General features: G+C 69.1%; 13 protein-coding genes. 5 read left to right on the top strand and 8 right to left on the bottom strand.

All coding sequences use genetic code 11. The features are described from left to right. The first annotated feature begins 69 nt into the window (after positions 1 to 69). Positions 70 to 2022: an NB-ARC domain-containing protein gene (locus tag OU415_RS31555; protein ID WP_270953133.1), complete on the top strand. Its 1953-nt coding sequence runs from the start codon at positions 70 to 72 to the stop codon at positions 2020 to 2022. Here the strand turns inward: OU415_RS31555 and OU415_RS31550 are convergent. Then, entirely contained in the window at positions 2016 to 3281 is a 1266-nt protein-coding gene (locus OU415_RS31550; protein ID WP_270953132.1) for a hypothetical protein, read from the bottom strand. The two genes, OU415_RS31555 and OU415_RS31550, sit on opposite strands and share 7 nt — an antisense overlap. 534 nt (positions 3282 to 3815) lie before the next feature. Here OU415_RS31550 and OU415_RS31545 point away from each other — a divergent pair. Then, on the top strand, positions 3816 to 4259 hold the full coding sequence (locus OU415_RS31545; protein ID WP_270953131.1) for a hypothetical protein: 444 nt from the start codon (positions 3816 to 3818) through the stop codon (positions 4257 to 4259). Here OU415_RS31545 and OU415_RS31540 read toward each other — a convergent pair whose 3' ends face one another. The 5 genes from OU415_RS31540 to OU415_RS31520 form a co-directional block, all read right to left on the bottom strand. Continuing rightward, positions 4260 to 5054: an alpha/beta fold hydrolase gene (locus OU415_RS31540; protein ID WP_270953130.1), complete on the bottom strand. Its 795-nt coding sequence runs from the start codon at positions 5052 to 5054 to the stop codon at positions 4260 to 4262. 102 nt (positions 5055 to 5156) lie between these two features. Next, positions 5157 to 6068: an alpha/beta hydrolase gene (locus OU415_RS31535; RefSeq protein WP_270953128.1), complete on the bottom strand. Its 912-nt coding sequence runs from the start codon at positions 6066 to 6068 to the stop codon at positions 5157 to 5159. Continuing rightward, entirely contained in the window at positions 6065 to 6532 is a 468-nt protein-coding gene (locus OU415_RS31530) for a hypothetical protein (RefSeq protein ID WP_270953127.1), read from the bottom strand. The genes OU415_RS31535 and OU415_RS31530 overlap by 4 nt, the downstream gene beginning before the upstream one ends. A 97-nt stretch (positions 6533 to 6629) precedes the next feature. After that, a complete protein-coding gene (locus tag OU415_RS31525) occupies positions 6630 to 7028 on the bottom strand; it encodes an acyl-CoA thioesterase (RefSeq protein ID WP_270953126.1) in 399 nt (132 codons plus the stop codon). Beyond that, a complete protein-coding gene (locus OU415_RS31520) occupies positions 7025 to 7246 on the bottom strand; it encodes a DUF2277 domain-containing protein (RefSeq protein WP_270953125.1) in 222 nt (73 codons plus the stop codon). The genes OU415_RS31525 and OU415_RS31520 overlap by 4 nt, the downstream gene beginning before the upstream one ends. 403 nt (positions 7247 to 7649) lie before the next feature. On the opposite strand from OU415_RS31520, the gene OU415_RS31515 reads away from it, so the two are divergent. Continuing rightward, positions 7650 to 8696 carry an AraC-like ligand-binding domain-containing protein gene (locus OU415_RS31515; protein ID WP_270953124.1) on the top strand — a complete coding sequence of 349 codons (1047 nt, stop codon included), beginning with the start codon at positions 7650 to 7652 and terminating at the stop codon, positions 8694 to 8696. On the opposite strand, the gene OU415_RS31510 is transcribed toward OU415_RS31515, so the two are convergent. Beyond that, on the bottom strand, positions 8675 to 8977 hold the full coding sequence (locus OU415_RS31510) for an EthD family reductase (RefSeq protein ID WP_270953122.1): 303 nt from the start codon (positions 8975 to 8977) through the stop codon (positions 8675 to 8677). The two genes, OU415_RS31515 and OU415_RS31510, sit on opposite strands and share 22 nt — an antisense overlap. After that, positions 8977 to 10296 (bottom strand): styrene monooxygenase/indole monooxygenase family protein, encoded by a 1320-nt coding sequence (locus OU415_RS31505; protein WP_270953121.1) that lies wholly within the window; start codon positions 10294 to 10296, stop codon positions 8977 to 8979. Before OU415_RS31505 ends, OU415_RS31510 begins: the two co-directional genes overlap by 1 nt. Before the next feature lie 307 nt (positions 10297 to 10603). Here OU415_RS31505 and OU415_RS31500 point away from each other — a divergent pair, with 307 nt between their 5' ends. After that, on the top strand, positions 10604 to 11134 hold the full coding sequence (locus OU415_RS31500) for a flavin reductase family protein (protein ID WP_270953119.1): 531 nt from the start codon (positions 10604 to 10606) through the stop codon (positions 11132 to 11134). A gap of 243 nt (positions 11135 to 11377) precedes the next feature. Then, positions 11378 to 12976, top strand: a 1599-nt coding sequence (locus OU415_RS31495; RefSeq protein ID WP_270953117.1) for an ABC-F family ATP-binding cassette domain-containing protein, incomplete at its 3' end; no start/stop codon positions are given.

Below are 12976 nucleotides of genomic sequence, written 5' to 3'. Positions count from 1 at the left end.
TGCGCGCGATCTTTCCGGTGATCTCGAAATGGGGGAGTGGTCCAGGTGCAGGCGCGGGCGGAGAGGTTCATGGACCGGCACGAAGTCCTGAGCCAAATGCGTGATCATCTGCGCAAATGCCGGGGCGACGGGCACATCTGCCGCATGCAGGTGCACGGCATGCCCGGGGTGGGGACATCGAGCCTGGTGCGGGAGTTCGCTGAACGGCAGCGGGATTTCTTCGACGGCCAGCCAATTTGGCTCTACGGCCAGCAGGTCGACGGGAACTCGGTGGCAGAGACGTTCCTGCTGCGGCAGGCATTGCTCAACCTGGGGGTTCCGGAGACAGAGCTGGCCGCCACCCGTGAAGGTCTCAAGGCGGCGTACCACCAACGGCTGAGCAAACTGCAAAAGCTGATCGTGGTCGATGGTCTGGTGCGGTCTGACCTGCTGAAAGACCTGGTTCCGGAAAACTCGCCGGAATCGGCGATCGTGGTGATCGCACACGAGCTGTCCCGTTCGCTGATCCCAGCTGGGTTCGAACGGTACTGGGTGAAGAAGCTGCCGGATGAGGAAGCGGTGGACCTGTTCCGCTATCACCTCCGCGAAACGGCTGCCGAAATCGACGACTCCGCGGTCGAGGAGCTCGCGAGTCTTTGCCGGGGTATCCCACTGCTGATCGAGGTCGTGGCGGCTCAACTGGTCGGGCGCGCCGTGCTCGCCGGACCCCTGCTCAACAAGCTGAGAGAATCGAGTTCCGCTCTGCTGCGATTCGACGACGAGGCGCGCATTCCCTCGTTTCTCGAGGTGGCTTACAAAGAACTCCCCAAAGAGTTGCGACGCGCCTACCGGCGGTGTGCCCTGATCCCCGGTTCGTCCTTCTCCGCTGATGCCGCAGCCGTCGTGCTGGGTTCGAGTGCGGATGACGCCGCGATCGTGCTGCACGACCTGGTCGACCAAAACCTGCTGATCAGTGACGGGGAGCGCTTCGATTTCCACGATCTCGTCCGGATCGATGCGCAGGAGAAGGCAAATCGGGAGGACGGTGCTCAACTCTGCCGCGAGCTGAAAGCGGAGCTCGTGACGTGGTTCGTGGGTGAGGCCAACCCGCGAGACCGGGCGCTGTCCGACCGGTGGCGAGCCGGGCCGCTGTTCGACCAGATCCCCGAGCCGGAGTTCGAGGTCACGCGCGACGAGGCCTTGGACTGGTTCGCCGCGGAGCTGTCCAACCTGCTGGCTTGCGTGCGGGAAGCACCTGCTCTGGGGCGGGGCGAGGCAGCCGTCCAACTCGCGGTCCTGCTGTTCAAGTACCTGCACTACCACCACCACTACGACGTCTGGCTCGAAGTGCACGACATCGCGCTGGACGTCGCGACCGACCGGGCTGCCCGGATGCAGCTGCACCAGCAGCGCGGAGCCGGTCACCTCGCGGTCGGCGAACTCGACCGCGCGGAGGTGGACTTCGCCGAGTTCAGCCGCATCGCGCACGAGATCGGTGACAAGCACGGCCAGCAGAGCTCTTACGAGTGGATCGGCAAGCTCAAGGCCAAGCGAGGTGATCTTCGGGGCGCACTGCAAGACTACGCGCTTTCCTGGGAGGTGGTCGAGGAAGCCACCGCGGAGGAGATCAGTCCGGAGCAGCAGGAGCGGATGTTCGCGCTGATCAGCCTGCAACGAGCGAGGGCGTTCGGGAAGCTCGGCGACCGGGAGCGCGCGGAGCAGCACGTCAGCCGTGCGCTGGAGTACTTCGGCGAGGGGACGAAGGAACCCGATAACCGGGCGAAGTGCTTGCACACCAGGGGAAGGGTCCGCGCTGGGGTGGGAGCACGCGCGGACCTGTCAGCCGCTGCGGAACTGTTCCGGAGCGAAGGTGCCGTGAAGCTGCTGGCCGATGTTCTGGTCGACCTCGGCGATGCGGCCGCCGAGGACGGTGATGCGGCCGCAGTGGTCGAGTCGTACGAGGAAGCCTTGGTGCTGTACGAGAAGATCGGCGATACCAAGGTGGACGAGGTGAAGGCCAAGCTCGAGGAATCAGGTCACTGATCGTCCGTCGCGATCACGACGTCGCGTCGGCGCGCAGACACCCCCAGAGCGAATCGCGGCGGGATCGCCGACCAGTCCCGATCCTCTTCCGACCACAGGTGGACGGCTGCCGCTGCGGCCACGACGTCCAGTGCGGTCGCTGCCAGCCGCCTGCCGTCGCGGTTCTGCATCCAGCACTGCTCGCCGGTGGTGGCGACGGCGAGCTGACAAGCGGGGAACGCGGCCAGAGTCCGCGCGAGGGCATCGTCGACCTCATCGGTCAGGTCAACCTCGTGGATCACGACGGCGGCCGAATTGCGAACGTCGCGCTGCGGATGAGTGCTCCGCACCACCAGGAACCGGTCCGGAGAAACGGGTTTGCGCCCTCGGCGGAGGTTCACGTCGGCAGGCCACCGGGTCAGCTGCACGTCGGCCCCGCGCCACTCACCGCTGATCCACCACGCGCGGACGACGTCTCGCTCCGGTGCCAGAGCTCGGGCTGGATATACCGGAACGGGCGCGGAGCCGGGCGGCTCCGGCAGCCGCATGATGCGGTAGCAGGATCGTCTGAGGTGCTGCGCGGATTCGTCTGGAACCGAACTGGTCAACTGCTCGACCTCGCGGAACTGATCAGCGCTGTGCTGCTGGACCGCTTCGTGGAGTTGGACCGCCAGACCGACGCGCATGTCCAAACGTGATGCGGCCGCACCGAATGCGGCCACCGCTGAACCGGCCGCGACCTCGGATTCGGGGAACGTGGCCAGCAGCGTGGGCTTTCCGAGCGCGGCCGAATACCCCGTCACGGCGCCGTGATCGCCGATCGTCACGTCGGCGGCGATGATGGCTTGTTGCCAACCTTCGGCGGGCGGGATCAGTCGAAGACCCGAGCGCAGCGCTTTGCCGAGCCAATAGCGCAACTGCCAAGGGCCGTGCGCGTACCAGGTGTTCGGGTGCATGATGGCGGCGACGATGTGGTCGTCCGGAAGTTCCGCCAACAATTCGGCGATCAGATCGGGATGCTGGCCGAGCAGCGACTTGTCGCCCCACGTGGACGAGACCGCGACTACTGTCGAGCTCTCATCGGCGCCCAGTGCCCGGCGGTACCTGAACCGTTCCGGGAGGCTCGCCCGCAAGCGGTCGAAGCAGGGATCACCCGCGACGACAGCTGCTGGCAGTGCTTGCGGAGTCGTCGCTGCGAGCCGGTCGAGCTGTTCGTGGTGGGAGAGCACGATGGCCTTCGGAACGACTGAACCACCTCGGACCAGCCACTCCGGCGACAAGCCGTAGACGGAGTGATTCTGTGATTCTGTGATTCTGTGATTCTGTGATTCTGTGATTCTGTGATTCTGTGATTCTGTGATTGGCGTATTTAGTGTAGCCCATTCCGTGTGAAAGCGTGATCAGTGGCGCGTTCAATTCATGCAAATCGCCGCTGTTGTGCACGGAAATGGCCAGGTCGAACTTCGTGCTGACCGCCTGCGACCAGTCGATCCGGACCGCTCCGTGTTCGTGCAGGGTGTGCTCGACGTCGGAGTCGATGGCGGAGGCTCGCGGGAAGGTGAACACCACCTGCACGCGGTGGTCGGAGTCGAAGATCGGCAGGATGTCGGCGAGCCGGTTCCACGCGGTCAGGGTGTGGACGACCACGAGGACGGTCCGCAGCGGGTGCACTGTGGACCACCGCGGGCCGTCGGGGCCGACGGGCACCTTGACCCAGGGTGAAGCCGACACGCAATTTCTCCTGTGGGGGCGTTTCCGGTCCGATTCTACCGTTCGGATCCGGCCTGGCAGTGAGGCCGGTAGCGTGCCGAGGCATGGGGTCAACACCTGCCTACATCACCGCCTTGGTCGCGTTCCTCGGCCCGCTGGGAGCGCTCGCGGGTGTCTGGTTGACGGCTGCACGGACCGACAGGCGATTCGTCCAGGAGCGCGACGACCGGAGATTCGAGAAGGCGAAAGAGCTGCAGCAGGAGAGGTTCGCCAAGTTCCTGGTACCCGCTCGCCAGCTGACCTCGTCGCTCGACTCCCCGGATCCGGTGCTGGAGTCCTTGCGGGAAGCGGCAGCGCACGTCGAACTCCACGAGCAGGACCTCGCCGACGGGCCGCTGCAGGAGGTCTTGACCGCGGCGGACCGGTTGTTGCTCGTGCGGCAGCGCAACGGTGCGGCGAGCCAGGTGGTGGTCGAAGCCGGCCTCGAGTACCGGAATGCGGTCGAGGCTGCGCGGAGTTCGATGAAGGAACTCCTGCGTGCGGCTTGATCAGGTCTGATCCGCCAACGCTGCGCGGAGGGTGGCTGTGGTGGCTTTCGGGTTGTCGACGTTCATGAGGTGGCCGGCGTCGGGGACCTCCCGGTATGTCGCGCTGGGGAGCGATTCGAGGAGGATGTCGGCCGCTTTGCGGGGGCAGAGCGCGTCGTCGGCCGCGCCGATCACCGTCACCGGGCACTTGATCGCCGCCAGGTCGGGGGTCAGCGGGTTCTCGCGGAGCCCGGCCATCGCCGTTGCCGCGTTGGCGTAGCCGGCGCCGTCGCCGATCGCCGCGGCGCGGAGCGCGACCTGCTCGTCAAGGTCCACTGTGGAATGGGAGATCATCGCCGCGGTGTCCTCGCGGAGCGACCGCAAGGCGGCGGCGGGGTCCGTGGCAGCTTCCTCGGCCCGCTGCCGGAAGAAGTCCGCTGCTGCTCGGCTCACCACCGACGACGTGCCCATGACGACCGCGCCGGTGACCAGGTCGGGGCGTTCCGCTGCGGCGGCGAGGACCACCGTGCCGCCCATCGAGAAGCCCACGCACACCGCTGGCCCGGAGATCTCGGACAGGAACGCCAGCAGGTCGTCGCGCAGTTGCGCCAGGGTGCCGTCGGCGGCGCCGAGGGTGCTCGCGCCGTGGCCGCGCACGTCGTAGGCGTAGGTGCGGCGGTCGGTGAACTCCTCCTGCTGGCGCTGCCAGCTGCGGTGGTCCTGGCCCAGGCCGTGCACGAACACCACGGCCGGTCCCGAGCCGCCTGCGCTGTAGTGCGTCTGGATGCCGTTCAGCGCGGTCGTCGCGGTCTGCAAGCTCGATCAACTCCCCGGTGCCGGTTGCTGTGATCGATTCTGCGTTCCGCGACGGCCCCGGTCCAGCGCTCGGCCGGTGGTCGCCGCGTTCGGGGCTGCTGATCAGCGGTGGTCGCGCAGGAACGCCAGGACGATCTCGGCGATCTCGCCGGGGGTTTCGAAGACCATGCCGTGGCTGGCGTCGACCTCCTGGACCTCCAGGGCGGGCTGGTCGGCGACGAGCAGGGCGAGGTCGCGCCGAAGGCCGTCCTGCAACGCCTGCACGAGGTCGGTGAACTCTGGCGGGAATCCGGCCGCTCGCGTGGCCAGGACGAGCAGGAACGGGCTGCCGAGCTTGCCGAACACCGGCAGCGCGTCGAGGAATTCCGGGGATCGGCGCAGCGATTCGAGCAGTTCCCGGCCTGGCCGCACCCGCGTCCGGCCGTCGTGGACCTGCCAGCCGCGACGGGTCAGCTCGATCCAGTGCTCGACGTCGAGCCCGGCCTGCGCCGCGAAGGCGCGTTGCTGCTCCAACACGGCGTTGGCCTGTTCGGTGCTCATCGATTGCCCCGCTGCCGCGGTCTGCGCTTCGAAGACCTCGCGCAAGCGGTCGAGCTGGGCGTGCAGCCGTTCGCTCGGCAGGCCCGCGTAGTTCTCCGGGTGGGTGAGCGCCGCGCGGTGGCCGTCGAGGCTGATCGCGGCCGGGCAGTCGGGGTGCCGGAGCGCCCACAGCGCGGCGACCACGCCGCCCAGCGAGTGCCCGACGACGGACGGGCGGGACAGCTCGAAGTGCTCGACGACCGCTTCGAGGTCGTCGAGCACCGCGTCCCACGTCCACGGCCCATCGCCGGAGTGCCCGTGGCCGCGCAGGTCCACCGAGATCACCCGGTGATCAGCGGTGAGCAGCGGCGCGAAGTGCTTCCACGCCAACAGGTTTCCGCCCGCACCGTGCAGCAGCAGGACCGCGGGCCCGTTCCCGCCGTGGTCGTGGGCGGCGATGCGTGCAGTGGCGGAATCGATCAGGACGTCGTTCACCTGGTACCTCCGGAGATCTGGGCGAGTCGCGCGCGGATCGACGTGGTGCGCACGCCGCCGTCCGGGTGGCGATCGAGCTTCCCGCGCCCGACCAGGTCGTGCACGCCCTGCCGGGTGATGCCCAGGATCGCCCCCGCGGTGGAGAAGGACACGTGGTCGGTGCCGGGATGGCCGATGCGGCGCGCGACGACCCGTCCGAGAGGGGTGCGCCACCAGCGATCCGGCGGATCGAACGGGCTGTCGCTGGGGAAGAGCGCGGCCAGCACTCGTGCGCAGGTGTGCACGGCGGCCTGCTCGTCGGAGCCGAGCATCGTCGCGGCCCACTTCGCGGCGTCCTGTTCGACCTGTCGTTGCAGTTCTGCGGTCGCCGCATCGGATTCGAGCAGGATGCTCAACGGGTCGAGCAGTCGAGCGGTCACGAGCCGACGCAGCTCTTCGGTCAGCTCTGCTCGTTCGTCCGGCATCACGGCTCCTCCCGGCTACTTGACGGAGGATAGCAAGTACTTGTCATGCTGCGTCAAGTAGTCGGGGTGGCCGCGGAAGTCCGGGGAGCTGGTCGGGTCAAGGGGAAAGGGCGCTGCGGACGTCGTCGGGCATCGGGGTCTTCTTCTTGGAGACCGGATCGACGAACACGTGCCGGACTTCACCGTCGGCGACGAGGCGGCCGTCGCGGTGGAACTGCGGCGCGACGACCAGGCTGGTGGTGCCCAGGTGGGAGATCGGCAGGGAGATGTCGATCTCGTCGTCGAACTGGGCGGGCTCCCGGTAGCGCAGCCGCGTTTCGGCGACGACGAGGTCCACGCCGCGCTCCACCAGCTCCTGCCAGGACCCGAGCCGGGCGCGGAACAGCTCGATGACGGCCACGTCGTAGAAGAACAGGTAGTGCGCGTTGAACACCACGCCCTGCTGATCGCACTCGCTGTACCGGACGCGGATCCGGTGGGTGAAGGCAGTGCTCATGCGGTGCGGTTCTGGCCGCGGACCTGCAACGACGCGAGCAGCTTCGCGGTGGCCTGCTCGATCTCGTCGACCGCCTGGTCGAACGCCTCGGCGTTGTGCGCGGCGGGCTGGCGGAAGCCGGAGATCTTGCGGACGTACTGCAACGCGGCCGCGCGGACGTCACCCTCGGTGACCTCGTCGGCGTAGGGCGGGCGAAGGGTCTTGATGCTGCGGCACATGGGCGCTTCCTGGGTGGGTTTCCCCAGCTCCTGCCGGGGCGATGGCCGACGGACGAGGACGGCCCGCAGGCCGCTCAAGCCATGCTAGCCACGACACCCCGCGCGTGTGGTCGAACAGCGCAGGCGGGGGCGAACCGCTGCCAGGGCGAGGAGCGTCGGGGACAAGTCTGCGCGCAGTGCTCAGCGACGTGCGTTCCAGGACAAGGTCTGAGCGCGGCATTCCGGCGAGAATCGGCGCGTGCGACGGAGGAGCGAACAGATGCGCAGCTCAAGGCGGTCGCAGTGCCGAAGGTGATCAGCGGTTGATGACGGTGGCCGCGCGGCCCGCCCGGCCCGGTGCTGGCGCGGAACGACGCCGCGCGGTTTAGATTCCAAGTGATCTGTCGAGGTCGAAGGAGGGCGCATGACCGCATCGTCACAGGTCACCGGCCCCCGGGTCGGGGCCGCCCTGCCTCCGGTCGCGTTCGCGACCGAATCGGTGCTCGCCTGGCAGCGGGTGGTGTCGTCCTCCTTCGTGCCGCTGGTCGTCGACGACCTCAGCGACGGCCGGTTCGCGGGCACCATACGCGGCCGGGTCATCGGCGACGTGTTCTTCTCCCGGCTGCGGGTCACGCCGCACGAGGTGCACCGCACCCCGGCGCTCATCGACGTCTCCGAACGCCTGTTCTACAAGATCACCTTGATGCTGGCCGGCACCGGCGAACTGGTGCAGGACAACCGGACGGCGCTGATGCTGCCGGGCAGCATCAGCGTCTACGACACCGCACGCCCCTACTCGCTCCGCTTCGCCGACCCGGTCGACACGGTGGTGATCATGTTCCCGCGCGACCTGATCGACCCCAGCCCCGATCACGTCCGCGCCATCACCGCGATCTCCCTGGGCGCAGAGGAAAGCCTGACCAGGATCGTCACCCCGCTCCTGACCGAGATCTCCAGCGATTTCGCCTCGCTGGAGGGCCCCGCGGCCGCGCGGGTGGTGCACACCGCCGTGGAGCTGATCTCCGCGCTGCTGAGCACCGCCGCACTCGCCCGCGCCACCGAGGGCGACCGGGAGCGGCTGTCGCTGATGCTGCGGATCCGGGAGCACATCCTGGACAACCTCGGCGACAGCGAGCTGAACCCGGACAGCATCGCCCGCGCGGTCTACATCTCCACCCGGCACCTGCACGTGCTGTTCCACCGGCAAGGCACCACCGTTTCGGCGTGGATCCGGGAGCAGCGGATCGAGGCCATCCGCCGCGAGCTCAGCGACCCGATGCACGCGCACCGGTCCATCGCCGAGATCGCGGCCTGCTGGGGCTATCCGGACGCCTCGCACTTCTCGCGCACCTTCCGCCAGCACGTCGGCATGGCTCCCAGCGGGTTTCGCCGCGCCGCGCTGGAGGACGCCCGGCACGGCGAAACCCGGCGGTCGAAGCTCGTGCCCGATCAGCGCGCGACGATCGGGTAGTCGATCACGACCGCGCCACCGGTGGCGTAGTTGGGCACATCGTCCTGCACGGCCTTGCCCTGCGGCGAGGACATCGCTGCGGCCAGCGCCTCGGCGTCGGCGAAGTCGGCTTCGAATACCGCGAAGTACGGGCTCCCCGGTTCGGCGCGCACATCCAGGCTGTAGCGCCAGTCCAGCATGCCCGGAAGCTGCGCGGCCAGCGGCAGGTGGGTGCTCTCGTAGTAGGACTTGAACGCCACCGGATCGGTCGGATGCGGGTAGAGGACCACGAGCTTGTGCATCAGATCGCCTTCCTGCCGGTGGGGTCGCTGCCGATCCCGGCGTGCCGGGCGATCGCCGCGTCCACCCGTTCCGGCGTGGCCACCATGTCACCGTTGCGATGCGGGTAGCTGAAGTTCTCGGTGAACTCGTCGCACAGCGTGCGCATCTGGGCCATCGCTCCGAGCAGCTTCTGCAGGTGCGGTGGAGACGGCGTGGAAATCATGGTGTTCACCCAGGTGCTGAGCCCGTCGACGCGTTCCCGCCGGCGCAGTGCGACCTTCTGCGCGAAGCGCTCGTCGACCACGCCGTCCTCGATGATGGCGTCCGCGGCCACCTGGGCCTCGAACGAGGCGGAGTTGGCGCCCTGACCGGTGACCGGGTCGACCGTGCAGTGCGCGTCGCCCAGCGCCAGCACCACGGTGCCGTCCTCGAGCAGCCGGTAGTCCTCGCGCACGACCGGCCGGACCGCGCCCTGCAGGATGTCGCCGGGACGCATCAGCTTGAACCGGGACTGGTCGATGCGCTCGTAGACCGTCGGGTGGTGCTCCTTGAGCTTCTCCAGCACCAGGTTGCGGTAGGCGTCGGGATCGTCGGATTCCTTCTGCGTCATCAGGACTTCCAGATCACCGCCCGGGACGTTCTCGCACAGCAGCGCGCTGGCCCAGCCGTCGAAGGTCGTGATCGGCAGGTCCAGCAGTTCACCGTGACCGGGGGAGATGCTCATCGTCACCGCGCGCGGTTCGGTCTGCGCCACGCCGTCCCAGAAACCCACTGCCAAGTGCCGTTGCGGCCTGGCGTAGGGGGAGACGTCCGGGCGTTCGCCGAAGTACTCGGCGAACGAGCGCTTCCCGGCCGCGACCACGATCAGGTCGTGCCGGCGGGCCAGCTGCTCGAAATCAGGTGGTTCGACCGAGCGCTGCTCGATGGTGCCGCCGCGCTCCTCGTACTCGGCCATCAGCCGCGGCAGGTAGATCCGGTAGTCGAGCACCCGGGAGGGCCGCAGGAAGTCCCCGCGGAACACCGGCGGGCCGCCCGGCACGTTGAGGTGGTGGAAGTGGGCCTGGCAGCCGTACTTCTCGGTCGGCCAGAAGTTCACCCCCATCGCGCTCTCGCGGGCGATCGTCGGGGCGTGGTGCGAGACGCTGTTCTGCGGTGGTCCCGAAGCCACCTGCTCGGCGGTCTGGTTGGTGTAGATCCGGGTGGGAACTCCGGCCTGCTGGAGCAGCAGCGCGAGGTGCAGGCCCGCGGTGCCGGCTCCGATGATCCCGATGTCTGGCATCTGCGTCTCCTCGTTGAGGCGTGCGCCGGTCAGGGCGCCGACGTCCATCGGCGCGGTCATCGTCACTCGCTCGGACCTCGGGGCGGTAGCTCGTCGGGCCGACGTTCGCTGTGGTGCAGGAGCCCTGCACTGGCTGTCAACTCCCGCCACCAGACGGAGCCGAACCGGATCCGGGGCGCGTCGAATCCAGCCTGGCAGTCGCGCGCTGTCCCACGGCTGCACGAGTCTGTGCAACCACCGCACAGGCCTCTGAACACCGCGTTCGTCCGTTGCCCCGCGTTCCGGCCGATCCCTAACGTCGTCGGCACCTTCCCGCCGTGCCCGGGTGGCCGGCGGCCACGACGACGTGACGCAGGAGCGATCGCCGATGACCGCAACCGATGAGATCCGCCGGCTGTCCACCGAGTCCCGGCGCCGGCTGCCGGCGCAGCAGTTCCGCGGCTGCCTGGGCCGGTTCGCCACCGGAGTCGCGGTGGTCACCTTCGACGGCCTCGACGGCACCGGCGCGACGAAACGGCATGGCCTGACGGTGAATTCGTTCACCTCGGTCTCGATGGACCCACCGCTCGTGCTGGTCGCGATCCAGCGATCCGTCCGCGCGCACGGGCTGCTGGCCGGCAGGCCGTTCACCGTCAACGTGCTCGGTGCCGAACAACGCGACGTGGCGATGCACTTCGCAGGCAAGCCCAACGTCGAGCCGGTCTGGACCGAAGGCGAGCACGCGCCCCGCCTCGCCAACGCAGCGGCGTGGTTCGAGTGCACCCCGTGGGCCCAGTACGACGGCGGTGATCACACGCTGTTCCTCGGGGGTGTCGAGAGCTTCGACCACCGCCGGGGCGACTGCCTGGGCTTCGTGGACGGCAGCTTCGTCACCATCGCGACCGCCACCGTCCGCTAGCGCTGCCGACCGGAGTGCGGTCTGCGCCGGTCGAAAACCACACGCGATGCCGAGCGGCGGTCTGTTACCGTCGTGCCGTGCGATTCCACTACTTCCTGTGAGAGCACCGGCCTCGGCGCTGGACGGCCATGAGCACGTCCGCGCTTGAGCACGCCGGTCGTTGAACGCACTTCTCTTCGGATCCCACCGCTGGCCCAGGGCTGCGCTTTGCCGTGCCGCGGGGGATCCGCTCTCGGAGGAAACATGTCCATCCGCACTGAACTACCTGCTCGCACGCGAGCGCACCTCACCGCCGCCGGAGTGCACCTCGTCCGCGGCGGGCGACCTGTCCTGACCGGTGTTGACCTGGCGGTCTCCGCCGGCGACCGGCTCGGCGTGGTGGGCGAGAACGGCACCGGCAAGACCACGCTGATCCGGGTGCTCGCCGGGGAGCTGACCGCGGACCGGGGCACCGTGCACCGGGTCGGCACCATCGGCGTCGCCGACCAGGAGATCCCGGTGACCCCGGCGCGCACCGTGGGCGATCTGATCGATCTCGAACTCGCCGAGGTGCGCCGCGTCCTGCACGACCTGGATGCGGCCGCCGACGCGCTGGTCGAGGGGTATCCGGGCGCTGACGAGCGCTACGCGGAAGCCTTGGCCGCGGCGGAGGTGCTGAACGCCTGGGACGCGGACCGCCAGGTCGAGATCTCGTTGGCCGCGCTCGGAGCGGTCGCGGACCGCGACCGGTCGCTCGCGACCCTGTCGGTGGGGCAGCGCTACCGGGTCCGGTTGGCCTGCCTGCTCGGCGCCGGGCACGACCTGCTGCTGCTCGACGAGCCCACCAACCACCTGGACTCCGGCGGGCTGGAGCACCTCACCGCGCGGCTGCGCGAGCACCCCGGCGCAGTGGTGCTGGTCAGCCACGACCGGGCGCTGCTCAAGGACGTGGTGACCGCGGTGCTCGATCTCGAACCCAGCAGGGACGGGCGCCCTCGCGTCTACGGCGGCGGGTACGCCGGATACCAGGAAGGTCACCAGGCCGAACGCGAGCGCTGGGAGCAGGAGCACCGCGCGCAGCAGCGCGAGCGCCAGCGGCTGGCCGACGACCTGTCGGCGGCGCAGAACCGCTTGTCCACCGGCTGGCGGCCGGACAAGGGAACCGGCAAGCACACCCGCGCCACCCGCGCACCGGGGCTCGTCCGCGCGGTTCACCGCAGGCAGGAAGACCTGGCCGCGCACCGCGTCGACGTGCCCGCACCACCGCTGCGGTTCCGGGTCCCGGAGCTGGGGGACATGCCGGGCGTGCCGCTGTTGCGCGCCGACGGCGTGACGCTGCACGGCCGGTTGGCGCAGTCCTGGTCCTTGCTCCTGCAGTCCTGGGACCGGCTGGTGATCACCGGTCGCAACGGGGCTGGGAAGTCGAGCCTGATGGCCGTGCTCGCCGGGGCGATCGAGCCGACGTCCGGTGTCGTGCAGCGCAAACCCGCGGCGCGGGTCGCGTGGCTGCCGCAGGAATCGCCGGTTCCCGCGCGGCGGACCGCGCACGAGGAGTACGAGGCGGCTGTCGCCGGGCTCGGCCCGTCGGGCGGGGTTGCGCTGTCGGAGCTCGGATTGCTGCCTTCCGCCGCGCTCGGCCGACCGGTCGCGGAGTTGTCGATCGGGCAGCAGCGCCGGCTGCAGCTGGCGATCGCGCTGGCCGCGCGCCCGCACGTCCTGCTGCTGGACGAGCCGACCAACCACCTGTCGGCGAGGCTCGTCGACGAGCTGACCGAGGCGCTGTCGGTGACCTCGGCGGCGGTCGTGATCGCCACCCACGACCGCCAGCTGCTGCGGGACACCGCGGACTGGCCGGCGCTGCGG

Source organism: Saccharopolyspora oryzae (assembly GCF_027853915.1).
Classification (GTDB): domain Bacteria; phylum Actinomycetota; class Actinomycetes; order Mycobacteriales; family Pseudonocardiaceae; genus Saccharopolyspora; species Saccharopolyspora oryzae.
Note: the sequence above shows the minus strand (reverse complement) of the source record. Positions and strands in the feature narration are given on the sequence as shown.